This is a genomic window from Actinomadura violacea (assembly GCF_017573465.1).
Lineage (GTDB): Bacteria > Actinomycetota > Actinomycetes > Streptosporangiales > Streptosporangiaceae > Spirillospora > Spirillospora violacea.
Genome location: NZ_JAGEPF010000039.1, coordinates 81,463 through 103,809 on the forward strand (window position 1 = coordinate 81,463; position 22,347 = coordinate 103,809).

27 protein-coding genes are annotated in these 22,347 nt (G+C 70.8%); 17 read left to right on the top strand and 10 right to left on the bottom strand.

What is annotated here, in order from left to right; all coding sequences use genetic code 11:
* Window positions 1-34 precede the first annotated feature (34 nt).
* The 4 genes from J4709_RS45765 to J4709_RS45780 are packed head-to-tail and all read left to right on the top strand — an operon-like array spanning window position 35 to window position 3,836.
* The gene (locus tag J4709_RS45765; RefSeq protein ID WP_208251754.1) at window positions 35-1,852 is read left to right on the top strand and encodes an ABC transporter permease; all 1,818 of its coding nucleotides are present in this window, start codon (window positions 35-37) and stop codon (window positions 1,850-1,852) included.
* 14 nt (window positions 1,853-1,866) lie between these two features.
* Window positions 1,867-2,424: an ester cyclase gene (locus J4709_RS45770; RefSeq protein WP_208251755.1), complete on the top strand. Its 558-nt coding sequence runs from the start codon at window positions 1,867-1,869 to the stop codon at window positions 2,422-2,424.
* Window positions 2,425-2,991, top strand: coding sequence for a YceI family protein (locus tag J4709_RS45775; RefSeq protein WP_208251756.1), 567 nt, complete (start codon window positions 2,425-2,427; stop codon window positions 2,989-2,991).
* A gap of 2 nt (window positions 2,992-2,993) precedes the next feature.
* Window positions 2,994-3,836, top strand: a complete 843-nt coding sequence (locus J4709_RS45780; RefSeq protein WP_208251757.1) for a DUF427 domain-containing protein — start codon at window positions 2,994-2,996, stop codon at window positions 3,834-3,836.
* A gap of 56 nt (window positions 3,837-3,892) precedes the next feature.
* On the opposite strand, the gene J4709_RS45785 is transcribed toward J4709_RS45780, so the two are convergent.
* Genes J4709_RS45785 through J4709_RS45805 form a run of 5 tightly spaced genes read right to left on the bottom strand, consistent with a single transcriptional unit; the run spans window position 3,893 to window position 8,098 of the window.
* Window positions 3,893-4,234, bottom strand: a complete 342-nt coding sequence (locus tag J4709_RS45785; RefSeq protein WP_208251758.1) for a hypothetical protein — start codon at window positions 4,232-4,234, stop codon at window positions 3,893-3,895.
* Window positions 4,234-5,070: a DODA-type extradiol aromatic ring-opening family dioxygenase gene (locus J4709_RS45790; RefSeq protein ID WP_208251759.1), complete on the bottom strand. Its 837-nt coding sequence runs from the start codon at window positions 5,068-5,070 to the stop codon at window positions 4,234-4,236. The genes J4709_RS45785 and J4709_RS45790 overlap by 1 nt, the downstream gene beginning before the upstream one ends.
* 1 nt (window position 5,071) lies before the next feature.
* Window positions 5,072-5,929 carry an amidohydrolase family protein gene (locus J4709_RS45795; RefSeq protein ID WP_208251760.1) on the bottom strand — a complete coding sequence of 286 codons (858 nt, stop codon included), beginning with the start codon at window positions 5,927-5,929 and terminating at the stop codon, window positions 5,072-5,074.
* On the bottom strand, window positions 5,922-7,025 hold the full coding sequence (locus J4709_RS45800) for a CaiB/BaiF CoA transferase family protein (protein WP_208251761.1): 1,104 nt from the start codon (window positions 7,023-7,025) through the stop codon (window positions 5,922-5,924). The genes J4709_RS45795 and J4709_RS45800 overlap by 8 nt, the downstream gene beginning before the upstream one ends.
* On the bottom strand, window positions 7,025-8,098 hold the full coding sequence (locus J4709_RS45805; RefSeq protein ID WP_208251762.1) for an alcohol dehydrogenase catalytic domain-containing protein: 1,074 nt from the start codon (window positions 8,096-8,098) through the stop codon (window positions 7,025-7,027). The genes J4709_RS45800 and J4709_RS45805 overlap by 1 nt, the downstream gene beginning before the upstream one ends.
* Window positions 8,099-8,408: 310 nt before the next feature.
* Between J4709_RS45805 and J4709_RS45810 the strand changes: the two genes are divergently transcribed.
* The 9 genes from J4709_RS45810 to J4709_RS45850 all read left to right on the top strand — a co-directional run bounded on the left by J4709_RS45810 (window position 8,409) and on the right by J4709_RS45850 (window position 15,947).
* The gene (locus J4709_RS45810) at window positions 8,409-9,371 is read left to right on the top strand and encodes an alpha/beta hydrolase (RefSeq protein WP_208251763.1); all 963 of its coding nucleotides are present in this window, start codon (window positions 8,409-8,411) and stop codon (window positions 9,369-9,371) included.
* Window positions 9,364-10,734, top strand: coding sequence for a dihydroorotase (locus J4709_RS45815; protein WP_208251764.1), 1,371 nt, complete (start codon window positions 9,364-9,366; stop codon window positions 10,732-10,734). The genes J4709_RS45810 and J4709_RS45815 overlap by 8 nt, the downstream gene beginning before the upstream one ends.
* A complete protein-coding gene (locus tag J4709_RS45820) occupies window positions 10,731-11,705 on the top strand; it encodes an LLM class flavin-dependent oxidoreductase (RefSeq protein ID WP_208251765.1) in 975 nt (324 codons plus the stop codon). Before J4709_RS45815 ends, J4709_RS45820 begins: the two co-directional genes overlap by 4 nt.
* A 47-nt stretch (window positions 11,706-11,752) precedes the next feature.
* Entirely contained in the window at window positions 11,753-12,454 is a 702-nt protein-coding gene (locus J4709_RS45825; protein ID WP_208251766.1) for a GntR family transcriptional regulator, read from the top strand.
* Between the two features lie 90 nt (window positions 12,455-12,544).
* The gene (locus J4709_RS45830) at window positions 12,545-13,195 is read left to right on the top strand and encodes a hypothetical protein (RefSeq protein WP_208251767.1); all 651 of its coding nucleotides are present in this window, start codon (window positions 12,545-12,547) and stop codon (window positions 13,193-13,195) included.
* A gap of 42 nt (window positions 13,196-13,237) precedes the next feature.
* On the top strand, window positions 13,238-13,882 hold the full coding sequence (locus tag J4709_RS45835) for a GNAT family N-acetyltransferase (protein WP_307802095.1): 645 nt from the start codon (window positions 13,238-13,240) through the stop codon (window positions 13,880-13,882).
* 91 nt (window positions 13,883-13,973) lie between these two features.
* Window positions 13,974-14,726 (top strand): hypothetical protein, encoded by a 753-nt coding sequence (locus J4709_RS45840; protein ID WP_208251769.1) that lies wholly within the window; start codon window positions 13,974-13,976, stop codon window positions 14,724-14,726.
* 43 nt (window positions 14,727-14,769) lie between these two features.
* Window positions 14,770-15,507: a VOC family protein gene (locus J4709_RS45845; RefSeq protein ID WP_232385064.1), complete on the top strand. Its 738-nt coding sequence runs from the start codon at window positions 14,770-14,772 to the stop codon at window positions 15,505-15,507.
* Window positions 15,508-15,554: 47 nt separating this feature from the next.
* On the top strand, window positions 15,555-15,947 hold the full coding sequence (locus J4709_RS45850) for a VOC family protein (protein WP_208251770.1): 393 nt from the start codon (window positions 15,555-15,557) through the stop codon (window positions 15,945-15,947).
* A gap of 8 nt (window positions 15,948-15,955) precedes the next feature.
* Here J4709_RS45850 and J4709_RS45855 read toward each other — a convergent pair whose 3' ends face one another.
* Window positions 15,956-16,696 carry an SDR family oxidoreductase gene (locus J4709_RS45855; protein ID WP_208251771.1) on the bottom strand — a complete coding sequence of 247 codons (741 nt, stop codon included), beginning with the start codon at window positions 16,694-16,696 and terminating at the stop codon, window positions 15,956-15,958.
* A 27-nt stretch (window positions 16,697-16,723) separates the two neighbouring features.
* Here J4709_RS45855 and J4709_RS45860 point away from each other — a divergent pair, with 27 nt between their 5' ends.
* Both J4709_RS45860 and J4709_RS45865 read left to right on the top strand, forming a co-directional pair.
* On the top strand, window positions 16,724-17,359 hold the full coding sequence (locus J4709_RS45860; RefSeq protein WP_232385065.1) for a TetR/AcrR family transcriptional regulator: 636 nt from the start codon (window positions 16,724-16,726) through the stop codon (window positions 17,357-17,359).
* A gap of 58 nt (window positions 17,360-17,417) precedes the next feature.
* A complete protein-coding gene (locus J4709_RS45865) occupies window positions 17,418-18,653 on the top strand; it encodes a hypothetical protein (RefSeq protein WP_208251772.1) in 1,236 nt (411 codons plus the stop codon).
* 35 nt (window positions 18,654-18,688) lie between these two features.
* On the opposite strand, the gene J4709_RS45870 is transcribed toward J4709_RS45865, so the two are convergent.
* Window positions 18,689-19,087 carry a MerR family transcriptional regulator gene (locus tag J4709_RS45870; protein ID WP_208251773.1) on the bottom strand — a complete coding sequence of 133 codons (399 nt, stop codon included), beginning with the start codon at window positions 19,085-19,087 and terminating at the stop codon, window positions 18,689-18,691.
* Between the two features lie 104 nt (window positions 19,088-19,191).
* Between J4709_RS45870 and J4709_RS45875 the strand changes: the two genes are divergently transcribed.
* Window positions 19,192-19,638: a VOC family protein gene (locus J4709_RS45875; protein ID WP_208251774.1), complete on the top strand. Its 447-nt coding sequence runs from the start codon at window positions 19,192-19,194 to the stop codon at window positions 19,636-19,638.
* A 109-nt stretch (window positions 19,639-19,747) separates the two neighbouring features.
* On the opposite strand, the gene J4709_RS45880 is transcribed toward J4709_RS45875, so the two are convergent.
* Window positions 19,748-20,008: a hypothetical protein gene (locus J4709_RS45880; RefSeq protein WP_208251775.1), complete on the bottom strand. Its 261-nt coding sequence runs from the start codon at window positions 20,006-20,008 to the stop codon at window positions 19,748-19,750.
* 236 nt (window positions 20,009-20,244) lie between these two features.
* Complete coding sequence (locus tag J4709_RS45885) at window positions 20,245-20,601, bottom strand: hypothetical protein (RefSeq protein WP_208251776.1); 357 nt, start codon at window positions 20,599-20,601, stop codon at window positions 20,245-20,247.
* 317 nt (window positions 20,602-20,918) lie between these two features.
* Here J4709_RS45885 and J4709_RS45890 point away from each other — a divergent pair, with 317 nt between their 5' ends.
* Window positions 20,919-21,380 (top strand): hypothetical protein, encoded by a 462-nt coding sequence (locus J4709_RS45890; RefSeq protein ID WP_208251777.1) that lies wholly within the window; start codon window positions 20,919-20,921, stop codon window positions 21,378-21,380.
* Window positions 21,381-21,725: 345 nt separating this feature from the next.
* Here the strand turns inward: J4709_RS45890 and J4709_RS45895 are convergent.
* Window positions 21,726-22,347 (bottom strand): tetratricopeptide repeat protein (locus J4709_RS45895; protein ID WP_208251778.1); only part of this gene is annotated, 622 nt, incomplete at its 5' end.

A 22,347-nucleotide genomic window follows, 5' to 3' on the forward strand; every position in this document is an offset into this window, starting at 1 on the left:
CGGGTTCCGCGGGGGGCCCGGCGGCGGCTCCGGGATGCGGGCCGCCACCGCGGTCGCGGTCCTGGTCATGGTCTACCTGCTGGTGATCCCGCTCGCCGTGCAGGTCGTCAGCGCCGTCCGCGGCACCTACCTGCCCTTCGGCCTGCCCTCGTCGCGCTGGGGCCTGCACAACTTCGCCGACCTGTACGGCGGGCTCGGCGGCGACCTGCTCCGCACGCTGCGCGACACCGCGCTGTTCGTCGGCGGATCGACGCTGGTCGCGGTCCTCGCGGCGTGGGGGCTGGCGTGGCTGGTCGTCCGCACCGACCTGCCGGGACGCAACGTGATCACGATGGCGGTCATCGTGCCGTTCGTTATCCCGCCGATCGTCCGGGCGCAGGGCTACCTGCTGATGCTCGCGCCGAAGTCCGGCGTCCTCAACCAGATGCTGCGCGCCGCCGGCCTCGGCGGCCACGGCAGCGGTCCGATCGACCCGTTCGACTTCGCGACGATGACGGTCGTGCAGGGGCTGGCGAACGTCGCGTTCCCGTTCCTGCTGCTCATGCCGATCATGCAGAACATGGGCCGGTCGCACGAGGAGGCGGCCCGCGCCAGCGGGGCGTCGGCGTGGCAGACGTTCCGCCGCGTCACGCTGCCGATGCTGTGGCCGGGCACGCTCGGCGTCGTCGTCCTGCTGGCCATGCTGCTGTTCGGCAACCTGGAGGTCCCGCTGCTGTTCGGCCAGCAGGAGGGCGGGCACATCTTCTCGCTCAAGCTGTGGAAGATCATCACGCCCAGCACGGGGGAGCTGCCCCGCTACGGGCTGGCCGCCGCGTACAGCGCGAACTTCCTGGTCATCGTCGTGCTGCTGTTCCGGGTCTACCTCTGGGCCACGCGCGGCGCCGACCGCCGGGCCGCGGTGACCGGCAAGGACTACCGGCCGGTGCGGCTGCCGCTCGGACGGTTCCGGTACGCGGCGCTCGCCCTCGTCGCGCTCTACCTGGTGCCGACGACGATCCTGCCGCTGCTCGCGCTGCTCTGGTCGGCGGTGACGCCGTACGCGATGCCGGTCACCTGGTCGAACCTGACGCACCACCTCACCGGCGGCGCGTTCTCCGCGGCGCTCGGCGACCACGAGTTCTGGGCGTCGCTCGGCCGGACGGCCGTCATCGCGGTGTCCAGCGCGACGCTCGCCGTGGCCGTCGCGATGGTGGTGGCGTACACGACCGCCCGCACGCCCGGGAAGCGGCGCCGGATGCGCGCGCTCGACGCGCTGGCGTCGTCGTCGCTGGCGATCCCCGCGACGATGGTGGGCTTCTCGGCGTTCCTGCTCTACAGCTCGCTCAACCGGTGGGTGCCGCTGATGGGGACGATCTGGGTGCTCGTCCTCGCGTACTCGTACCGGGTGTCGGTCGCCTACCGGATCTCCTACAGCGCCGTCCTGCAGATCAACCCGGAGCTGGAGGACGCGGGGTCGGCGGCGGGGGCGAGCCGGTTCGCGGTGTTCCGCCGCATCGTGGTGCCGCTGCTGATGCCGGCCGCGTTCGGCGCCTGGATCCAGATGGTGATCATGGGCGCGAACGAGTTCACCCTGCCCGCGTTCCTCGCGACGCCCGAGTCGCGCCCGCTGTCCTGGTACCTCTACAGCCGCATCGACCCGGAGTCCGCGCAGCTCTACGCGCCCGGCCAGGGCGCCGCGATGGCCGTCATCTTCACGGTGTGCGTGCTGGTCGCGGGCTACGGGCTGCGCCTGCTGACGACCCGCCGCACGTCCGCCCGCACCCTCGCGGCCACCGTCCCCGCGGCGCCCGCCGAACCCGCCGCGCCCGTGGTCACCGCCGCCTCGCCCGTCCCGGACCGGGCGGCACGATGAGAAGGAGAACCCCTATGACCGATCCCATCGCCGAGCGCAACAAGGAGATCGCCCTGGCGATCTGGGGGCGCGACATCGGCGCGGACGTCGACCCGGACGGCGAGGAGTTCGCCGAGCACTTCCGCAAGTACCACACCGAGGACTACTGGAACCGCGCCTCCGAGCCGGGCAAGGACCGTGGCTTCGAGAACGCCAAGATGGTCCGGCGCGCGTTCCAGCTGCTGTTCACCGACGCGAAGTTCGAGATCGAGTCCGCCGTCGCGGAGGGCGACATGGTCGTCCTCAGGGGCACGTTCACCGCGTACAACACCGGCGGCAGCCTGTTCGGCATCCCGGCGACGGGCCGGTTCGTGAGCCAGCCGCACGTCCACTTCCTGCGGTTCCGCGACGGGAAGATCTGCGAGCACAGCGTCGTCCGGGACGACTTCCCGATGTGGCAGCAGATGACGGAGGACGACCGGGAGGCGGGGATCGTCCGGTTCGCCGAGCAGAGCCGCACCGCGGCTGATGAGCAGAGCCGCGCCGCGGCCGATGGGCAGAGCCGCGCCGCGGCCGGCGCCGAGGAGGGCTGAATGGGGGACCTGACCCGGACCGTGGACGGGCGGGAGGTGCCGGTGCCCGGCGAGTGGGTGTTCGAGGGCGGGAACAGCTCGCTCGCGTTCGTGGTGCGGCACCTGGTGATCTCGAAGGTGCGGGGGCACTTCCGGCGGTTCGCCGGCGTCGTCACGGTCGCGGACCGTCCGGAGGACTCCGCGGTCACCGTCGACATCGAGACGGCGAGCATCGAGACCGGGATGCCCGCCCGCGACCGCGACCTGCGGGGACGCGACTTCCTCGACGCCGAGGCGCACCCGCGGATGACGTACCGGAGCACCGGCGTGCGCCCGCGCGGCGGCCACTGGCTGGTCGACGGCGACCTGACGATCGGCGAGATCACCCGTCCGGTGACGCTGGACGTCGAGTTCCAGGGCGCCGCCGCCGACGGCTGGGGGAACCGGAAGGCGGTGTTCTCGGCGGAGGCGGAGTTCGACCGGGAGGAGTGGGGCGTCACCTACAACCAGGCCCTCGAGACCGGGGGCGTGCTCATCGGCTCCAAGGTCAAGATCGAGATCGAGATCCAGGCGAAGCCGAAGGAGTGACCATGCCCGAACTGTTCGACGAGCCGCTGGAGGACCGGGTCATCGAGCGGGAGGCCGCCCGCCAGGTGGACTACACGGTGAAGGCGGAGCCCACGCCCAAACGGGTCCGCGCCTACTGCGGCGGCGTGGCGGTCGCCGACTCGTGCCGCGCCCGACTCCTCCTGGAGTCCCGGCACATGCCGGTCTACTACTTTCCCGCCGAGGACGTGCGGACCGACCTGCTCACGCCGTCCGGCAAGACGCGCGACGACCCGGTCAAGGGGAAGGCGCGGTTCTTCGGCCTGCGGGTGGGCGAGCGGGAGATCCGCGATGCCGCCTGGACGTTCGAGGACGCGCCGCCGGGCGCCCCGGGCATCGCCGGCCACATCGCCTTCTACTGGAAGACCATGGACGCCTGGTTCGAGGAGGACGACGAGATCTACGGACACCCGAGGGACCCGTACCACCGGGTGGACGTGCTGAACAGCTCGCGGCACATCGAGGTCGTGGTGCTGGGCGAGGTCGTCGCCGACACGCGCCGTCCCCGGCTGCTCGTCGAGACGAACATCCCGCCGCGCTGGTACATCCCGAAGCAGGACGTCCGGATGGACATGCTGCAGCCGTCGCCGACGTCGTCGCAGTGCCCGTACAAGGGCCGTCCGGTCTACTGGTCGGTGCGCGCCGGCGACCGGCTGATGCACGACGTGGCCTGGGCCTATCCGTATCCGATCCCGGAGTGCCCGAAGATCGAGAACCTCGTCTGCTTCTTCGACGAGCAGGTCGACGCCGTCTACGTGGACGGCGAGAAGGCGCCCCGGCCGAAGACCGCGTGGTCGCGCGCGCCGAGGATCACGACGATCGGCTGAGCGGGAACGGAAAGGGGCGCCGGCCTGCCGCCGGCGCCCCTTTCCGTTCCCGCAGGTCAGGTCGCGAAGTCGGGGTAGCCGTGCGCGGCGGCGGCCCGGCGGAAGCGTTCGACCAGGTCGGGACGGCTGATCTCCGGCACCCAGACGGCCTCCGCGAAGCTCCACAGCAGGTACGGATGCGCGCCCATCCCGTACAGCGCGCCATAGTCGCGCTCCTGGAACGCGCGCTGCTCCCGCTCGTCGAGGATCCCCCCGGAGCGGTGCTCTGAGCCGGGGCCGCGCGCCCCCGCAGCGACCCATTCGGCGGTGAATGCGGCCGGGTCGGCGACGTAGGCGCGTAGCCGGTCGGCGTCCATGTTGACCGCCCGCATGAACTTGTCGATGTCGTAAGCGCCCATCACACCGCCCACTCGAAGAACGGCGACGTGGCGAAGCGCGACACCGCGCCGTCGGCGTGCAGGGCCGGCGCGCCGCCCGCCACCCCCATCGTGACCAGGAAGTTCAGGAACTGGTGGCTGACGTTGCCCGCGGCGAGCAGCCGGTCGAACGTCAGCGACCGGACGGCCTCCTCGACGGCGCCCTTGCGCAGCAGCTCCACCGCCCAGGCGTCGAAGTCCCGGTCGGGGGAGCCGGCGAAGTGCTTCGGCCCGCCGACCTCGGTGGCGAGGTGCCCGCTGGCGACGACCGCGACCCTCCGCCCGCCGGGGAGCGCCTCGATCGTCTCCCTGACGACCTCGCCGACCCGGAAGAACCGCGCGGGCGTCGGCAGCGGCGGCGCCATGCAGTTGGTGAACACGCAGACGACCGGCAGGTCCAGGTCCGGCCGCAGGTAGAGCAGCGGGACGAGCACGCTGTGGTCGGCGGTGAACTCGTCGGACGCGGCGAAGTCCACGCCGCGCTCGATCCCGCCCGCGAGCAGCGCGCGGGCCAGCTCCGGATCGCCGCGCAGTTCCGCCTTGGGCAGCCCGAACTCGCGCTCCTCCGCCCAGAACGTCACCGGGACCCGCTCGGCCTTCCCGACCAGGAACGACGGCATGTTGTCGTAGAACCACTGGGTGAGGTGGTCGGTCGACACGGTGACGATGACGTCCGGCCGCGCCTCCGCCAGCCGTGCGCGCAGCCGCGCGAACCCGTCCGCGGTGGCGCGCAGGTCGTCGGGCAGCGGGTCGGCGGCGAGGGTGCGCCAGAGCAGCGGGTTGTGCGGGACCCCGTAGATCCCCACGATCTCGGCCATGTCAGATCCCGAACAATCCGCGGGCGTTGTCGAGCAGGATCTTGCGCCGCGACGCCTCCTTGAACTCCAGCGCGTCGAACTCCTTCATCCACCGCTCCGCGTCCAGCACCGGCCAGTCCGTCCCGAACAGCACCCGGTCGGTGACGATGCTGTTCGCGTAGCGCGCGACCTCCGCCGGCCAGTACTTCGGCGCCCAGCCCGACAGGTCGATGAAGTAGTTCGACTTGTGCCAGCAGGCAGCGAGATTGTCCAGGTGCCACGGCCACGCCGGATGCGCGCTGATCACCTTCAGCTCGGGGAAGTCGGCGGCCACGTCGTCCAGGTAGGGGACGGGACGGGCGTACTCCAGTTTGTATCCCATCCCGCCGGGCGTCCCGGCGCCGCCGCCGGGGAACCCGCCATGGAACATGACCGGCAGCCCGAGCTCCGCGCACGTCTCCCAGATCGGGTAGAAGCGCCGGTCGTTCGGATGGAACCGCTGCCGCGCCGGGTTCAGCTCGCCCACCCCGCGCACGCCGTAGGTCTCGGCGCAGCGCCGGATCTCCTCGATCGCCGCCTTCCCCTTCCACGGGTCGATGCCGCAGAACGCGATGAACACGTCCGGGTGGTCGGCCTGGGCGCGTCCCAGCAGGTCGTTGGGCGCGCCGCGGACGCCCGACTGCGTCTCGTCGTCGGAGTTGACGATGACCGCCATCATGCGGCGGTCCCGGTAGGCGTCCGCCTGCGCGGCGAACGACACCGGCCGCCGCTCCTTGCCGAAGTGCGAGCCCATCTGCGCGCGGCGGGCGCCCATCGCGGCGAGGAACTCCTCGGTCTGCGGGTGCGTGTGCACATCGATGGCCACCAGGTCGTCACGCATCGAGCACCTCCGTGTTGTGCGCCCCGAGGTCCGGGGCGGGCGCCGGCCGGTCCCGCTCCCACGCGGAGAACCGGGTGCCCGGCACCGTCTCGTGGTCGTCGATCAGGCCGAGGTGGCGGACCTGCCGGTCCTGCGCGAGGCCGGCGACGGTGTTCAGTGCGCCGTGCGGGATGTCGGCCGCGGTCAGCCGCTCGAACCACTCGTCGCGCGGGTGCTTGCCGGTCTCGGCCTTGAGGATCGCGTCGAGCGCGTCGTAGTTGCGGTAGCGCGCCTCGCGGGTCGCGAACCGCGGGTCGTCGGCGAGGTCGGGACGCTCGATGACGTCCAGCAGCCCGCGCCAGAACTTCTCCGGTACCGACATGTGGACGACGAACGGGAGGCCGTCGGAACCGACACAGCCGTACGCCTGCGCGCGCGCGGCGCGAGTGCCGGGCGCCACCACCGTGCCCGTTTCCAGGTATGTCGAGACGGCCTCGGTAAGAAAGTCGGTAAGCGCGCCGAGCATCGACACTTCCACATGCTGCCCCTCACCGGTGCTCGATCGGGCGTGCAGCGCGGCGAGGATCCCCTGCGCCGCCGACATGCCCGACAGCAGGTCGGAGAAGGCCGGCCCTACGGGACGCGGTGTGTCCAGCGGCACGAGGTGCCCGTACATCCCGCCCAACGCGGAGATGACCGTGTCATAGGCGGGCCTCTTGGCGTACGGACCGTCCGGGCCGAAACCGGTGATCGAGCAGTAGACCAGGCGCGGGTTGCGCGCGCGCAGCCGCTCCCAGCCGAAGCCGAGCCGGTCCGCGACGCCCGGACGGAAGTTCTCGATCAGCACGTCCGCGTCTCCGGCGAGCCGCAGCAGGTCCGCGAGGCCGTCCGGTGACCGCAGGTCGAGCGTGACGCCGCGCTTGCCGCGGTTGTAGGCGCCGAACTGGGGGCTGTACGGCCGGTCGCCGCCGCCCTGCCAGCGCCGCATCGGATCGCCGTCGGGCGACTCGACCTTGATCACGTCGGCGCCGAGGTCGGCGAGCAGCTTCGCCGCGTACGGCCCGGAGATGTACCGGCCGATCTCGATCACGCGGACGTCGTCCAGGGGGGCGGGCATCAACGCTCCTTCTCGGGTCGGGCACCGGGTTCCGGACGGACGCGGAGCACCACCTTGCCGAGGTGGTCCCTGCGGCCGGCGTGCGCGTACGCGGCACCGGCCTGCTCCAGCCCGTGCACGGCGGTGACCGGCGGGCTGACCCGCCCGCCCGCGAGCAGCGCGAGCCCGTCGCGCATGTCCGCGTTGTCGGCCGCGGCGCAGCCGTGCAGGGTGAGGCGGCGCGCGTAGAACGGGCGGGACTCGACGGTGACGGCGGCCCCGGGGAGCGCCGCGGCGAACACCGCATGGCCCGCCCAGCCGAGCGCGTCCAGCGCCGCCTCGATCAGCGGGCCGCTGCCGGTCGCGTCGATCAGCAGGCGCACGCCGTCCGGGACGTGCGCGCGCACGGCCCCGGGCAGGCCGGCGACCTCCCGCACGCCATAGGTGAGGACGGCATCGGCGCCCAGATCACGCAGCTCGCCGGTCGGTTCGCCCTCCAGCGCGCCGGCGATGACGCGCGCGCCGAGCGCGGTGGCCACCTGGAGCGCGGCGCAGCCCAGCGCGCCGGTCGCCCCCGTCACCAGGACGGCGTCGCCGGGCCGCACGCCGCCGCCGCGCCGGATCATGTGCAGCGCGATCGGCACGCTGTGCACGGCGGCCGCCGCGACCGGGAACGGCACGCCGTCGGGGAGCGGGAACACCGCGCGCGCCGGCACCGCCGCGTACTCGGCGGCGCCCCCGTCCCGGTGGACCCCGAGGACGGTCTGGTCCGTGCAGTCGGCCTCCCGTCCCTCGCGGCAGAACCGGCAGTCGCCGCAGGGCAGGTTCGGCTTCACCGCGACGCGGCGGCCGAGCAGCTCGTCCGCCGGCCCGCCGCCGGCGGCGACGACGACGCCGACCGGGTCGATACCGACCGTGCGGGGCAGCGCGGCGGGCTCGCCGCCCAGCCGCGCACCGGCCATCACCTGCCGTTCGAGCTGGTTGACGCCGACCGCGTGGACCTCGACCAGCACCTCGCCGGGGCCGGGCTCGGGGACGGCGACGTCGGCGACGGCGAGCGTCTCCGGCCCTCCGGTGACCCGCACCGCCCTCATGGCAGCTCCTGCGGCCCGGTTCCACGGGCGTCGCTCGTCGGCGGATCGGGGGCGGAGGCGTTCGCCATGAGTGCTCCGTTCCGGGCCCTGCCGTGCAGGCGGACCCTAGTTGGCTACGTTATTCACGCCCTCGCCAGCGCGTCAATGCCTCCGATATTCGCTTGTGACAGGCATACAAGGGCTCGTCTTGCAAGGGCCGGGCGTGATCCATCAGTCGATCGCGCCGCACCATTGACAAGGATTGGATACAAGATTCACGCTAGGCGTGCTTCGGGTCATCAGGGCCCGGCCCACACGCATGGGAAGGCGTATGCGCACCGAAGAGATCGGCTGGTACAGCGAAGGTGACCGGATCAGCGCGCTGTGGCGAACACCCGACGCCGGCGACGGCCCCTACCGCGCGATCGTGCAGGGACCCGGCTGGCTCGGGCTGAAGGACGCCAAGCTCTACGTCCGCTACCACGAGGCCCTCACCGACGCCGGCTTCGCCGTGCTCGTCTTCGACTACCGGGGCTTCGGCGACTCCGAAGGGGACCGCGGCGTGCTCTCCCCGGCCCGGCAGCTGGCCGACCTGCGCAGCGCGGTCGCCTACCTCGACAGCCGCGACGACGTCGTCCCCGACGGGATCGGCGTCTTCGGCAGCGGCGGCACCGGCGGCGGCAACGCCGTGCTCCTCGCCGCCGCCGACCCGCTCGTCCGCGCTGCGGTGAGCCAGCTCCCGGTGGCCGACGGCGCCGACTGGCTGCACCGGATGCGGAGCGAGTCGGAATGGCTCGACTTCCTGGCGAGCGTCCGCGCGGACCGGCGCGACCGGGTGCTGACCGGCAAGGGACGCACCGTCCACCCGCGCGAGGAGATCATGGTCCCGACGCGGGAGCGGCGCGCGACCAAGGTCAAGGCGGACGTGGACGGCCGGATCCCGACCGCGGTCGAGTTCGCGCCCGCCGTCGAGGAGATCCTCGCCTACCGGCCCGCCGACGCGGCCGCGGCCCTCACGACGCCGCTGCTGGTCATCGGCATCGAGGGCGACGCGACGACGCCCACCGACCACGCCGAGCGGATCCACGCCGCGGCCCGCGGCCCCAAGCAGCTGATCATGCAGCGGCACACCACCCACTACGCCGCCTACGACCGGTACTGGACGACCACGACACCGCGCATCGTCGACTGGTTCGACCGCCACCTCGGCCCCGCCCACGTCGTGATCGACACCTGCGATGACGCAGGGGCCCGCCGCGAGCTGCTCGACGTCCCGGAGGCCGCCGATGAGTGACCCCGACCTGCGGATCCGCGGCGGACGGGTGATCACCCCCGCCGGCGAGCTCGCCGCGGACGTCCTGGTCACCGGCGGCCGGATCACCGGGCTCGTCGACCGGGCCGTCCCGACGCCCGGCGCCGCGCGGGAGATCGACGCGTCCGGGAGGCTCGTCCTGCCCGGCATGATCGACGTCCACGTGCACACCCGCGAACCGGGCTTCACGCACAAGGAGGACATCGAGTCGACGGCCCGCCAGGCCGCCGCCGGCGGCGTCACCACGATCTTCGGCATGCCGAACCTCGACCCGCCGACCAGCACCGACAAGGCCCTGGAGGACGTCCTCGCCCGGTACGCCGCGTCGTCGATGGTGGACTACAACCACAACCCCGCCGCGACCCTGCCCGACGAGGTTCCCCTCATGGCCGCCCGCGGCGTCCGCGCGTTCAAGGTCTACATGGTCGTCGACACCGGACGGACCTACCCGCACCCCGCCGGAACCGGCATGCACGACCACGGCGACCTGCTCCGCATGATGGACACCATCGCGGCCACCGGGAAGCGGTTCATCATCCACCCGCACGACCAGGCGCTCATGGACTACATCGAGGGCGCCTACTGGGAGCGCGGCGAGAACACCCCCCAGGCCTACGCCCGCGCCTACGCCGAACGCGAAGGCGTCATCTGGGACACCGCGATCGACGTCGTCCTCCGCCTCGCCGAGGCCGCCCGCTGCCCGATCCACCTCGCGCACATGCAGACGCGCCGCTCCATCGACGCCGTCCGCCGCGCCAAGGCCCGCGGCGTCGACGTGACCTGCGAGGTCAACCACTGGGCGCTGTTCCTCGCCCGCTGGGACGACGTCGAACGGCTCGGCCCGTACGCGCTCTCGTACTGGGTCCCCGACGACGCGCGCGCCGCGGTCTGGGAGGGGCTCCGCGACGGGACGATCGACGTCTGCTCCTCCGACCACGCCCCGCACACCCGGGAGGAGAAGGACATCGGCTGGACGAAGATGTGGAGCGCCCACACCGGGACGCCCGGCATCCAGTACTACTACCCGCTGCTCCTCGACGCCGCCGCGCGCGGCGAACTGCCCGTCGAACGCGTCGCGCAGCTCGTCGCGGAGGCCCCCGCCCGGCACTTCGGCCTGGCCGGCCGGAAGGGCGCGCTGCTCCCCGGGCACGACGCCGACATCGTGATCGCCGACCCGGATGCGTCCATGGAGATCACCGAGGACGGCGTGCTGTCGAAATGCGGCTGGACCCCCTACGAGGGGGTCACCTGCCGGATGCGGATCGAGCGGACGCTCGTCCGCGGAACCGAGGTCTACGCCGGGGGAGACGTCGTGGGCGTCCCCGGCCACGGGAGGTTGGCGTGAAGTTCGGACTGCTGCTGCCCCACTTCGGCGAGCACGCCGACCGCGAGAAGCTGCTCGGCGGGTCCCGTCGCGCCGAGGAACTCGGATTCGACTCGGTATGGGTCCGCGACCACCTGGTCTTCGAACCGCACGGCGAGATGGAGAAGCCGAACCGCGAGTTCTACGACGCGCTGACCACGCTGACCGCGATCGGCGCCGTCACCGAGCGGATCGGGCTCGGCACCGGCTCGCTCATCCCGTTCCGGCACCCGCTGGTCACCGCGCTGATGACCGGCACGATGACGCGGCTCGTCGGGCCCCGGCTGATCCTCGGCGTCGGCGCCGGCACCTTCGACCACGAGTTCGAGGCGATCGGCTGGGGCGACCGGGACCGGGTGTCGCTCGTCCGCTCCAACGCGCACATCCTGCGCCGGCTCGCCACCGAGAACGACGTCGACTACGCCGACGAGAACTTCTCCTTCTCCAACATCACCGTCGAACCGAAGCCGCTCGGCGGGCCCGTGCCGTTCTGGTACTGCGGCGCGACGCCGCGCTCCGCGCGCCTCGCCGTCGAGTTCGCCGACGGCTGGATGCCCGGCCGGATCTCCCTCGCGACCATGGCCGAACGCGTGGAGACGATGCGCGGACTGTCCGCCGAGAAGGGCCGCCCGATGCCGACCGTCGCGGTGATCCCGCCGACGTCCGTGGAGGCCACCCGCGAGGAGGCGCTCCGCGACGTGAACGTCCCCGGCCTGCTGGCCTGGTCGAACAAGGCGAAGTTCGCGGTGAAGCCGCCGTCCGGCCGGTTCGAGACCGTTGAGGACCTCTCCGGCCAGCTCATCGCCGGTGACCCGGACGACGTCGTCGCCGAGGTGAAGAAGTTCGCCGAGGTCGGCGTCGACCACCTCGTCTTCGACTTCCGCTTCAAGTTCGCCCGCTGGTTCGAGCAGATCGAGTTCATCGGCACGCAGGTCCTCCCGCGCCTGCGCTGACGGCTAGACTGTATCCAGAATCCATGATCCATCTCTGAGGAGCGGCCGTGACCCGGCGGACGCGCGACACGGACCTCGTCGCCGACGTGGCTGAACGCTTGTCCAGCCGGTACAGCACCGTGGGCCAGATGGTCTACGAGATCATCCGCGAGTGCATCCTGTCCGGGATCCTCGCGCCCGGCGAGTGGCTGCGCCAGGAGGAGCTGGCCGAGCGCATCGGGGTCTCCCGGATCCCGGTGCGCACGGCCCTCATGCAGCTCGAGGCCGAGGATCTCGTCACCTTCCACCCGCACCGCGGCGCGGTCGTCCGCACCCTCACCGTCGAGCAGGTCAGGGAGATCTACGAGCTGCGCCGCCTCCTGGAGACGCACGCGCTGCGCAAGTCGATCGCGAGCATGACCTCCGCCCGCGCCGCGCGGCTCCGCGACCTCGGCGCCGCCCTCGACGAGAACCCGTCCGTCGACGACCGGGTCGCCTTCTACCGGGAGCTGTACGCCACCGAGGACAACCCCGTCACCGTCGAGCTCATCGAGGACCTCCGCAACCGCGTCGGCCGCTACCTGCTCACGCTCCGCGTCGAGGACCACGGCGGCGGCCACCGCGAACTGGCCCGCCAGGCCGCCCGCGGCGACACCGAGGCCGCCGAGAAGCACCTCGTCGACCACCTCGCCCAGGTCCGGCAGCGGATCGTCGAGGTCCTCTCCGAAGAGGCCGAGTCGCCCCCGAAGCGCCCCACCGGCCGCCGCTGAACGGACAAGATCAGACCGTGACCCGCTCATGGTCTTCCCCCTCTCCGATGCCGGGGACGGTGCACAAGTCGGCGCCGGGAAGGAGAGGCCATGAACCGCGCACGCAGAGCCGCCACATCAGCCGCACTCGCCGTCATGGCCGCGGCTTCGACCCTTTCCCCGGCATCCGCCGCGGACCATGAGCCCGCTCCGCCGAGGCTGCCGCGGAACTTCCACGGAAGCGGCAAATGGATCGTCCGCGACCTCGGCATCACCGTCCCGTTCACCTGGACCGGACGGAACGGCGACAGCCAGATGATCGCCGGCGGCCCGCGCTACCCGATCTGGTTCACGAACCTCATCTACCGGAACTCCCTCTACACGCTGACCTACAAATGGCCCGGTCTCAAGGACCACACATGCTCGCGCATCCCGGGCTTCAACCTGGACACCCTGAACCAGCAACTCGCCAAGTCCCGGTTCGTCGGCCGCGAGATCCTGCAACGGCACCCCGCCCGCCGCGTCGACCACTGGCGGACCGGCATCGTCGCGCCGAAACTGCCTCCGGGCAAGTACCTGCGGTTCCCCCTCGCCCTCGGCGATGTCTACGTCGACCAACGCGACCCCACGACCTTCTGGCAGGTCCTCCAGTTCGGCGTCCAGAACCTCTTCGACCCCGAGTTGGACGAGTGGCTGGTGATGAACACCTTCAAGCACACCCCGGGCAAGGTGGCCCTCCCCCGCCGGTGCCCCCGCCCCTAAACCAGGTGCGTTCCCGCTGACCATCACCGCACAATGTCGCGCGTGCTGACCGACTACTGGCCCCTGCGCGGCATCCGTCTCACGACCCCCAGGCTCGAACTGCGGCTCCCCTCGGAGGAGGAACTGGCCGAACTCGCCGACCTGGCCGCCCGCGGCGTCCATCCACCCGGCGAAATGCCATTCCTCACCCCGTGGACGGACCGCCCGCCGACCGACCGCGGCCGCTACGTCATCCAGCAGCACTGGCAGCGCCTCGGCACCTGGAGCCCCCAGGAATGGGCACTGGAACTCGCGGTCTTCCACCGGGGCCGGCCGGTCGGCGTCCAGGACATGCGAGCCCGGGATTTCGCGCTCAGACGCGAGATCACCACCGGCTCCTGGCTGGGCCTGGACCATCACGGCCACGGCTTCGGAACCGAAATGCGCGCCGCCGTCCTGCACTTCGCGTTCACCGAACTCGGATGCCTGGAGGCCACGACCGCGTCCTTCGCCGACAACCCGGCGCCCTTGAAGATCTCCCGCAACCTCGGCTACCGCCCGGACGGAATAGCCCGCGACGTCCTGAACGGCCGGACCGTCATTTCGCAACGCCTGAGACTGTCACGCAGCGACTGGCAATCAAGCCCCCGCCCACCCGTCACCGTCACCACCCCGAACAACTGCCTCCCCCTGTTCGGCATCACCTGACGAAGCGGTCCTGGCTTCTCGCTCCGGCGAGCCGGTAGGCTTCCGATCTTCGGCCGGTGAGAAGGCGCGGAGTCCCTGAAGGCGAACGCCCATGACGAGCCCTGACCGGACACCCCCCGGACCGCGACTCCAGGCCGCACTGGACGGCTTGGCCGCCGCCTTCCGCGGAATGACCGCCGCTCCCGATGAGCACAACTGCGAATGCCATTGGGGCAGCGCGAACGAACTGGCGCTTCTGAAGACGGCGGACGTCCCGCTCGATCCCGATCTGCTGCGCCGCACTTGGTGGGCTCCCGGGTGGAGCGACCACGCGTCCGTGGTGCGCCGGATCCTTCCGCAGTTCGCCGCGGCCCTGGTCGACGGCGCAGTCGAGCCCAAGATCGGCTTCGAGGACGCCGGACGTTTCCTCGCGCATGGGGAGTGGCGCCAGTGGTCCTCCGGCCAATCGTCCGCGGTCCAGTGGTTCCTCGACGCATGGTGGGCCCACACCCTCACGGCGCCCGATCCCGCGATCCCCGCATTCGAGGTCTTCGCCTTTCTCGCCGAGGCCTCGGACACTCTCACCCCGTGGCTGACCGCCTGGGAGATGTCGCGTACCCCGGCGGCCGATCGGCACCTGGCGGAGGCGATAGAGAAATGGGAGTACGACCTCCTCGGAGACGTTCTGCCATGGTGCAGTTGGGGGTCCGAAGCGTCGGCGCGCGCCGAGCTCGTGGTCTGGCTTATCCGGGAGGCCCCCGGACGCCTCCGGGGACACGACGCACTCCTCCAACGCGTCCGCCTGCTCGGCCTGAACGGCCCGGCCCGCTGGGACGACCCGCACTGGCCAGGCCATACGTACTGACCTGGACCAGCCGTGTCACCCGCACGCCCATAGGATCGGCAGCATGGCGACGCGGCTGGTGCAGATCAGCATGAAGGCCCGGGACGACTCCGCACTCGGGCGGTTCTGGGCGGATGTCCTCGGTTGGGGCGTCGCCAGCGAGGGACCCGGCGTGACCAACCTCGAACCCAAGGACTTCGCCTATCCCGACCCCTCCGCCGTCTGCATCGACGTCCTTCGCGTCCCGGACCCCAAGACCGTGAAGAACCGCGTCCACATCGACCTCGCGTCCGCTTCGGCGGACCATCAGGCGGACCTGGTCGCGCGCCTTCAGGACCTCGGCGCGACGCCCGCCGACATCGGCCAGGGCGACGTGCCGTGGACGGTCCTCGCCGACCCCGAGGGCAACGAGTTCTGCGTGCTGGAGCCCCGGTCGATCTACCGGGACACCGGGCCGATCGCCGCGGTGGTGGTCGACTGCGCGGACCCGCGGACCATGGCCCGCTTCTGGGGCGAGGCGACGGACTGGATCGTGCACGAGGCGGCCGACGATCTCGCGAGGCTGCGCTCGGCCGCCGGCATCGGCCCCTATCTCGAGTTCGTCCGCACGCCCGACGTGAAGACCGGACTGAACCGCGTCCATCTCGACGTCCGGCCCTACCCCGGCGACGATCACGCGGCGGAGGCGGCGCGCCTGCGGGCGCTCGGCGCCGCCGACATCGACATCGGCCAGGGCGACGCCCCGTGGACGGTCCTCGCCGACCCCGAGGGCAACGAGTTCTGCCTGCTCACCCCGCGCTGACGTGCCGCGATCCGCTGCTCGTGTTCGTGAGAGGGTGGTTCATGCCCTTGAGCGCGTATGAACTCAGGACTTACGTGGCCGTTTCCGACATACGGGAGGCGGTCGCGTTCTACGAAGGCAGACTCGGCCTCCGGGCTCTGCGATCCGGCCCGAGCGCGCACATCGCCGATGGCAGCCGCGTGTACGAGTCGGGTGGCGGCCCGGCGTTGAACGTGTACCAGTCGGCCACCGCCGGGGAGACCTCGGCGACACTGGCCACCTGGTACGTCGACGACATCGATCGGATCGTTGACGAACTCACCTCGTCCGGCGTCGAGTTCGTCCGCTATGACCAGTTCGAACACGACGCCAAGGGCATCAGCCCTCGGGCCGGCGGCGGACGCATCGCATGGTTCCAGGACCCGGACGGCAACACGTTCGCCCTGGAGTCCGACGTCTGACTCCCCGCTCAGCCCTGCCGGGTCGGCCGAATGGTCAGGTCGCCGATCTCGACGTCCTCGGGCTGGTCGATGGCGAAGGCGATCGCCCGTGCCACCGCCGCCGGGTCGATGCCGAGGTCGACCATGTTCCGCCTGGCCTGCTCGCGCACGGCCGGGTCGTCGACGGCGTTGTCGATGAGCTCGGTGCGGACGTAGCCCGGGGAGATCGACGTCGTCCGCAGCACCCCGTCGGTGCTCTCCTGGCGCAGGGCCTCCAGAAGGGTGCGCACCGCGTTCTTCGTCCCGGCGTACACCGCCTGAGTCGGAACGATCTTCAGGCCGGACGTCGAGACGACGGTGACCAGGTGGCCACCGCCCTGCCGGCGGAACACCGGCAGGGCCGCCGCGATCCCGTTCAGGACCCCCTTGACGTTCACGTCCACCATCGCCGACCAGCCCTCGACGTCCAGGTCGGCGACGGGGCTGATCTTGCTGATGCCGGCGTTGCCCACCAGGACGTCCAGCCGGCCGAAGCGCTCGACGGCGAGAGAGACGAGCGCCTGGAGGTCGCCGGGATCGGTGACGTCGACGCGCACCGCGGCCGCCGCGCCGCCGTCGGCCTCGATCTCGGCGACCAGCCGGTCCAGCCGGTCGGTGCGGCGGGCGCCGAGGACGACGGCCGCGCCGAGTGAGGCGAGGTGGCGGGCCGTCGCCTCGCCGATCCCGCTGCTGGCGCCGGTGACGGCGATGACCTTGCCCTGAACGGTCATGAAGACCTCCGCGGTAGAATGGGACACATGTCCGGTTACGACGACCACGATAGCGGACACATGTCCGCTTCTGTCAAAAGCAGCGCGACCCGGCGTGCCGACGCGCAGCGCAACCGCGAACGGATCCTTGAAGCAGCCCGCGAACTGGTGCGCGAACCGGGCGAGCTGAAGCTCAACGCGGTCGCGAAGGCCTGCGGCATCGGCCAGGGCACGCTGTACCGGCACTTCCCGACGCGCGAAGACCTCCTCGCCGAGGTGTACCGCCGCGAAGTGGAAGAACTCGTGGCCGAGGCACCGCGTCTGCTGGCGGCTCACCGGCCCCTCGACGCGCTGGCGGCCTGGTTCGACCGCGTCGCCGCCTACGCCCGGGTCAAGCGCGACGTGTTCGCCGCCATCGAGGCGGCGACATGGCGCGACCTCGCCGCTCACAGCCTCGGGCCGATCGGCGAAGCGGTGGAACTGCTGCTGGCCGCCGGCCGCTCGTCCGGCAGCGTCCGCCCCGACGCCGAAGCCCGCGACGTCATCGTCCTCATCAGCTGGCTGTCACGTCTCGACGACACCGAACTCGACGCCCGGGGCCCCCGCCTGCTGTCGATCCTCGTCAACGGCCTCCGCACCCCCAGCGGTGCAGGCGGCCGAAATGCCGACGGTTCTCTCCCTTAAAGATCATTGATGTCTAGACTCTCGGCGAGGCGCCGGCGAACATCCAGGGGGATTTGTCATGGGCATTGACGGAGAGTCGTCGGGGAAGCCCGCACTGCTGGTCCGGGTCGCGGCCAAGCTGAAGGGCGAAGTACGTGCGGACACCCTGGAATCGTTCCGCCGCGCGGGTGGCTTCGCCTATGGCGAGATGCAGAACGCCGAAACGCTCCGCCAGAAGCTCGCCGCCGACGGCGCGAACCTCTGGCACGTCGAGCCCGGAATCTCCAGCCAGCTGCTGTGCTCCTGGAATGCCTTCGTGCTGCAGTCCATCGGCGAACACCTGCTCGACGCCGACTACGCCGCCGATCCCAGAACGGCCGGCTACGTCCCGCCGGTGACCCACACCCAGGTGTCGGCATGCTTCGACCAGGTCGAGGCATGGACGTCACGTGCCCGGCAGGCCGCGGGCAACGACACCTTCGCGGTCGGCGAGGTCGTCAGGCTCCCGGCGGACCTGCCCGAGTGGGCGGAGGCCGACCCGTGCCCGCTGCCGCACCTGCGCGGCATGCTCGCGGCGACCCGGGCGATCAGGGAACACGCCGAGGTGGCCTTGGGGACGTTCCAGAACACCGTCCAGGACGCCGACGAGCACGGTGCCGACCTGCGCCGGCTCCGCCAGCTGGCGGCCGACGCGGCCACCGCCGCCGACTACGCCGAGGGACTGCTGGAAGCCGATCCCGAACCCGGGCTGCATGAGGCGATCGAACAGCGCCTGCAACATGCCCTGGAGTCCTATCACCATCTCGGCCAGCTCACGGCCATGCCCGCCTTGATCGCCGACTACGAGAGCGGCGAGATCGGCGCGGTCGCTCCTCAGCACGTGACCCCGAAGTCCCCGTCTTTCGACCCCTGGTGCCTGACCTCGCCGCGCGAACGCGCCAAATGGCGCAAGGACCCCCGTGCCCGCCAATCCGTCAAGGAACTCTGGGAGTTCGACCCGGCCCCGGCGGCCACCCTGCGCATCCAGGCCGAGATCGATGCCGCCAAGCAGAAGGGCGCCATCGACTACGCCAAGAATTCCAATGGCAAGCTGCTGGGCAGCTACTACTGCTGCCCCTGGGGCGCCGTTTACGTCGTGCGCCGTCCCGTGACGATCAGCGGCCGCCGTCTGCGTCAGGGCCAGCAGTTCACCTATGAGGTCGACGCCGACGAGGTGCCCAAAGGCGGCGCCTTCGTCCGGCGCCTGCTCATCGGCAAGTTCTCCCCGACCGACGACATCGAGTACTGCGACCCCGACGGCGAGCACGAGAACTAGACCCGCTTTGCGAGGCCCCGGCTGTTGCAGGCCGTCTAGGTGGCTCGGATGGAGCGGAGGAAGTGCGGGCAGGTGGTGAGGGGGGCGTGGCGGCATGCGGTGGCGTGCCGGAGGCTGTCGCGCATGGCGGTGAGTTGGGTGATGCGCTGATCGAGCTGGTCGGCTTTGGCCGCCAGCCGGCGGCGCAGGTCCCGGTCGCCGGGGCGGGCGGCCAGGAGTTCGGCGATTTCGGCGAGGGCGAAGCCGGCGGCGCGGGCGGCGCTGATGAGCGCGAGAGTGTCCAGGACGTCGGGGGCGTAGACACGGCGTAGCCCGGCGCGGTCGGCGGGGCTGATCAGGCCCTTGCGCTCGTAGAACCGCAGAGCCGATGGCGCCAGACCGGCGCGCTCGGCGACTTCGCCGATGTCCAGCAAGCGCTGACGAGCGTCGTCCATGGCGCGCTTTCCCTTCCCCGGCCCGGCCTTGACTTGAACCGCGGTTCAAGTCGCAGCCTAGCCGCATGGACCGAGCGGCGGTCCGGAAGCAGAGGAGGCAGACCATGACGACGATCCCGACCTCGGCCGAAGCCGTGCAGCCGGCGACGCTGGGACTGAACCACGTCAACCTGGTGGTGAGCGACGTGCCGGAGTCCGTGCGGTTCTACACCGAGGCGCTCGGCATGCGGATCAAGCAGGTCACCAAAGAGATCACCTTCCTGGCCACCCCTGGAGCACAGGACGTGCTGGCCTTGCAGGCCGCGGGCAGGGACCTGGACCGGGCAAGCGGCAAGACGCGCCGACCTGGAGATTCAGGGGGCGTCGACCACATCGGGTTCGACGTCGCCGACACCACCGCACTCCAGACGGTCATCGGCGCCGCTCAGGAGGCGGGCGGGGAATTGCTGATGCAGTTCACCGGCGCGGACGGGCTGCCCACCGCGTTCATCGGCGACCCCGACGGCTACGTCCTGCAACTGTCGCCGCGTCACCCCACGGACAACACCTGACCCAACGCAAAAGGCGGGCAGCCCCTCCCGACATGCTGCCCGCCTGCAGACGGCCCGACGCCGCGGTGATCTGCGATTGCGAGACGACGCTCCGAGTAGCGCCACCAGATCACCAGGTAATGGCGGGGTCGAACCGCCGACCTCGCTCTTTCAACCGCCGAACATGCCGCTCATGCTGCCCGGCGTGCCGCCGCTGGGCGCGGTCGATGACCAACGTCCGCGGGTCGGCCGCCAGCTCGTACAGTTCGACCTCGAACGGGTCGGCGTCGTACTCGATGAGACGGGCCAAGGCGTCCCGGTCCTGCTCTGCGGTCACTCGCCGGCGCACCTGGTCCCGCCAGACCCGCCCACTCGCCTCCGCCTCGTCCATACCTTCGAAGGTAACCAAGGGACGGCACAAGGAAAAGTCGACCCGTAGGGCCGCATCCACCATCATCCGAGCCGGAAGTTGCCATTAGCGGCGGGGTCAGGCTTCGAGCCCGGTCAGCAAGCGTGGCCGCCCATCCACAACCGGAAACCACTGATCTCCGTATAGCGGGAGTTGGACGGCCAGGAGCGGCCGAATCCCTCGCCGCGCCCACCCGCACCCCGCACCTCCTGGTGTTGCTAGGAGATGGAAAGGCGCTGGTACCGGTAAACGCCGTAGGCCCTGTGGCCGTTGATGTGGCTGTGCGAATGCAGGCATAGCTCCATGCCGTGCGGCGCGATGACGCCGAGGTATTCGACCATCCCTTCCTTGGACGTCGCATCGAACGACAGAACGTTGCCCTCCACCGAGTACGGACCACGGGACGCAAGGGGGTGGTCGGGGAGCAGCCACGAGGCCACCGAAACGACGGTTTCCTCCAACGGGAGATCATGCTCGACCGATGCGGCCATGCCCTCCCCTGCGGGGAAGAAGCGCAGGAACGAGGTGTACGTCTGGCCTTGCTCGGCGTACAGGCCATCGAAGTGAAGCCGCACGTGATTCCTCCAGGGGGTCGGCAATACCTTCTAACACACGGGCATGACGTACTTGCGCGCGCTGATCTCCCCGCCCACCGTCGTCCCACCTCCAGCGGACGGACGATACGAGGGCGCGGCCCTCGTCCCGACGATCGCCCGTCTGCCATCGGCCGCCTCGGGTGCTCGACTGCGACACCGGTCGTCCCCGCCGACTACGACAACCGTTCGATACGATCACAATCCGGGCGTCCGTGGCCGGTGGCAGGGTGCGAACCGGCGACCTGCTTAGGCCTCGCGCATTGGTGCTGATCGGGGCGTGACCGCAGGGGGAGACTATGTTCGTGAAGGCCGGCCGGCACCTGCTCGGTGCGGTGGTCGCCTGCGCGGCGTTCGTCGTGCAGGGCGTCGTCATCTACGCCGGTCTGCTCGCGTGCGCAGTCGTCGCCGATGCGGACACCGGCGGTCCACTTGCGGGGCCTTTCCTGGTGCTGCTTGCCGGCGTGGTGGGCGTCGTCTTGGTGCCGCTGCTGTTCCTGCCGGCCAGCGTTATCGCAGAGATGGCCGCGAAAAAGGGACGTCTCGTCGCCAAGTGGCTCGTCGCCTCGGCCGTTGCCGGAGCGCTTGCCATGGTCTACGTGTTTCTTGCGACCGTGGCGACCGGTATGGGCATTGCGCACTCCCTGCTGGCAAGCCTGCTCGGGGCCCTGACCGTGCTCGCTCCCACGGCGCTGTGCGTCAGCGTCCCCCACGGCGCGCTGAAACTCATGCCGAGCACGCCGAGGGCCGTCCACGAATAGGCACCTCGCAGTCCAACTCAAAGGCCCGGAACCGATCACCGCTCCGAGATGCTCTCGCTCGTCACGAGGTGTAGGCAGGGGCGGGGTCGAACCGCCGACCTTTCGCTTTCCAGAACTGGCGACCATCCGGCTCACGGGACGTCTGCCAAGGTAGACGGTGCCTCAAGGTCGGCGCAGGTGCCTGGTGTTCGAGGCGCGTACCTCCACCCGGTGAACACCTGGATGCGAACCACTGGCACCCCCGCATCTCCCACCACTGCCTCCAGGTACAGCGTGCGTCGACACGTGTTCGCTTTAGTGTCTGTGCGCTCGCGTTGCTGTACTTGCGTGCTGTACAGCTTCCCTTCAGTCAGCAACTCCGAACAGATCTCTCAAGTGGTCGGCGTACCACTGAGTTGACTGCGTCGTGGGGTGTTCCGGCCCGAGTGCAGCCAATGCGCATTGTTCAGCTCGCCTGATCGCTTCGAGCGCTTCGGCGGCCCGCCCCAAAGCGGTGTAGGTGGCGGCCAGGTTGCCCAGCCGGATGGCGACGGTGGGATGGTCGGGGCCCAGCGCCGTCTCCGTGATGGCCAACGCCCGCTCTTCCAGCGGCAGCGCTTTGGCAGCCCGTCCCAGATCGCGGTGAGTGGCGGCCAGGTTGCCCAGCCGGTTGGCGACGTCAGGGTGGTCGGGACCCAGCGCCGTCTCGGTGATGGCCAATGCCCGCTCTTCCAGCGGCAGTGCCTCGGCGGGCCGTCCCAGATCGGCGTAGGTGGCGGCCAGGTTGCCCAGGCGGACGGCGACGTCAGGGTGGTCGGGGCCCAGGACCGTCTCGGTGATGGCCAATGCCCGCTCGGATATCGGCAGTGCCTCGGCGGGCCGTCCCAGATCGGCGTAGGTGGCGGCCAGGTTGCCCAGGCGGACGGCGACGTCAGGGTGGTCGGGGCCCAGGACCGTCTCGGTGATGGCCAATGCCCGCTCGGATATC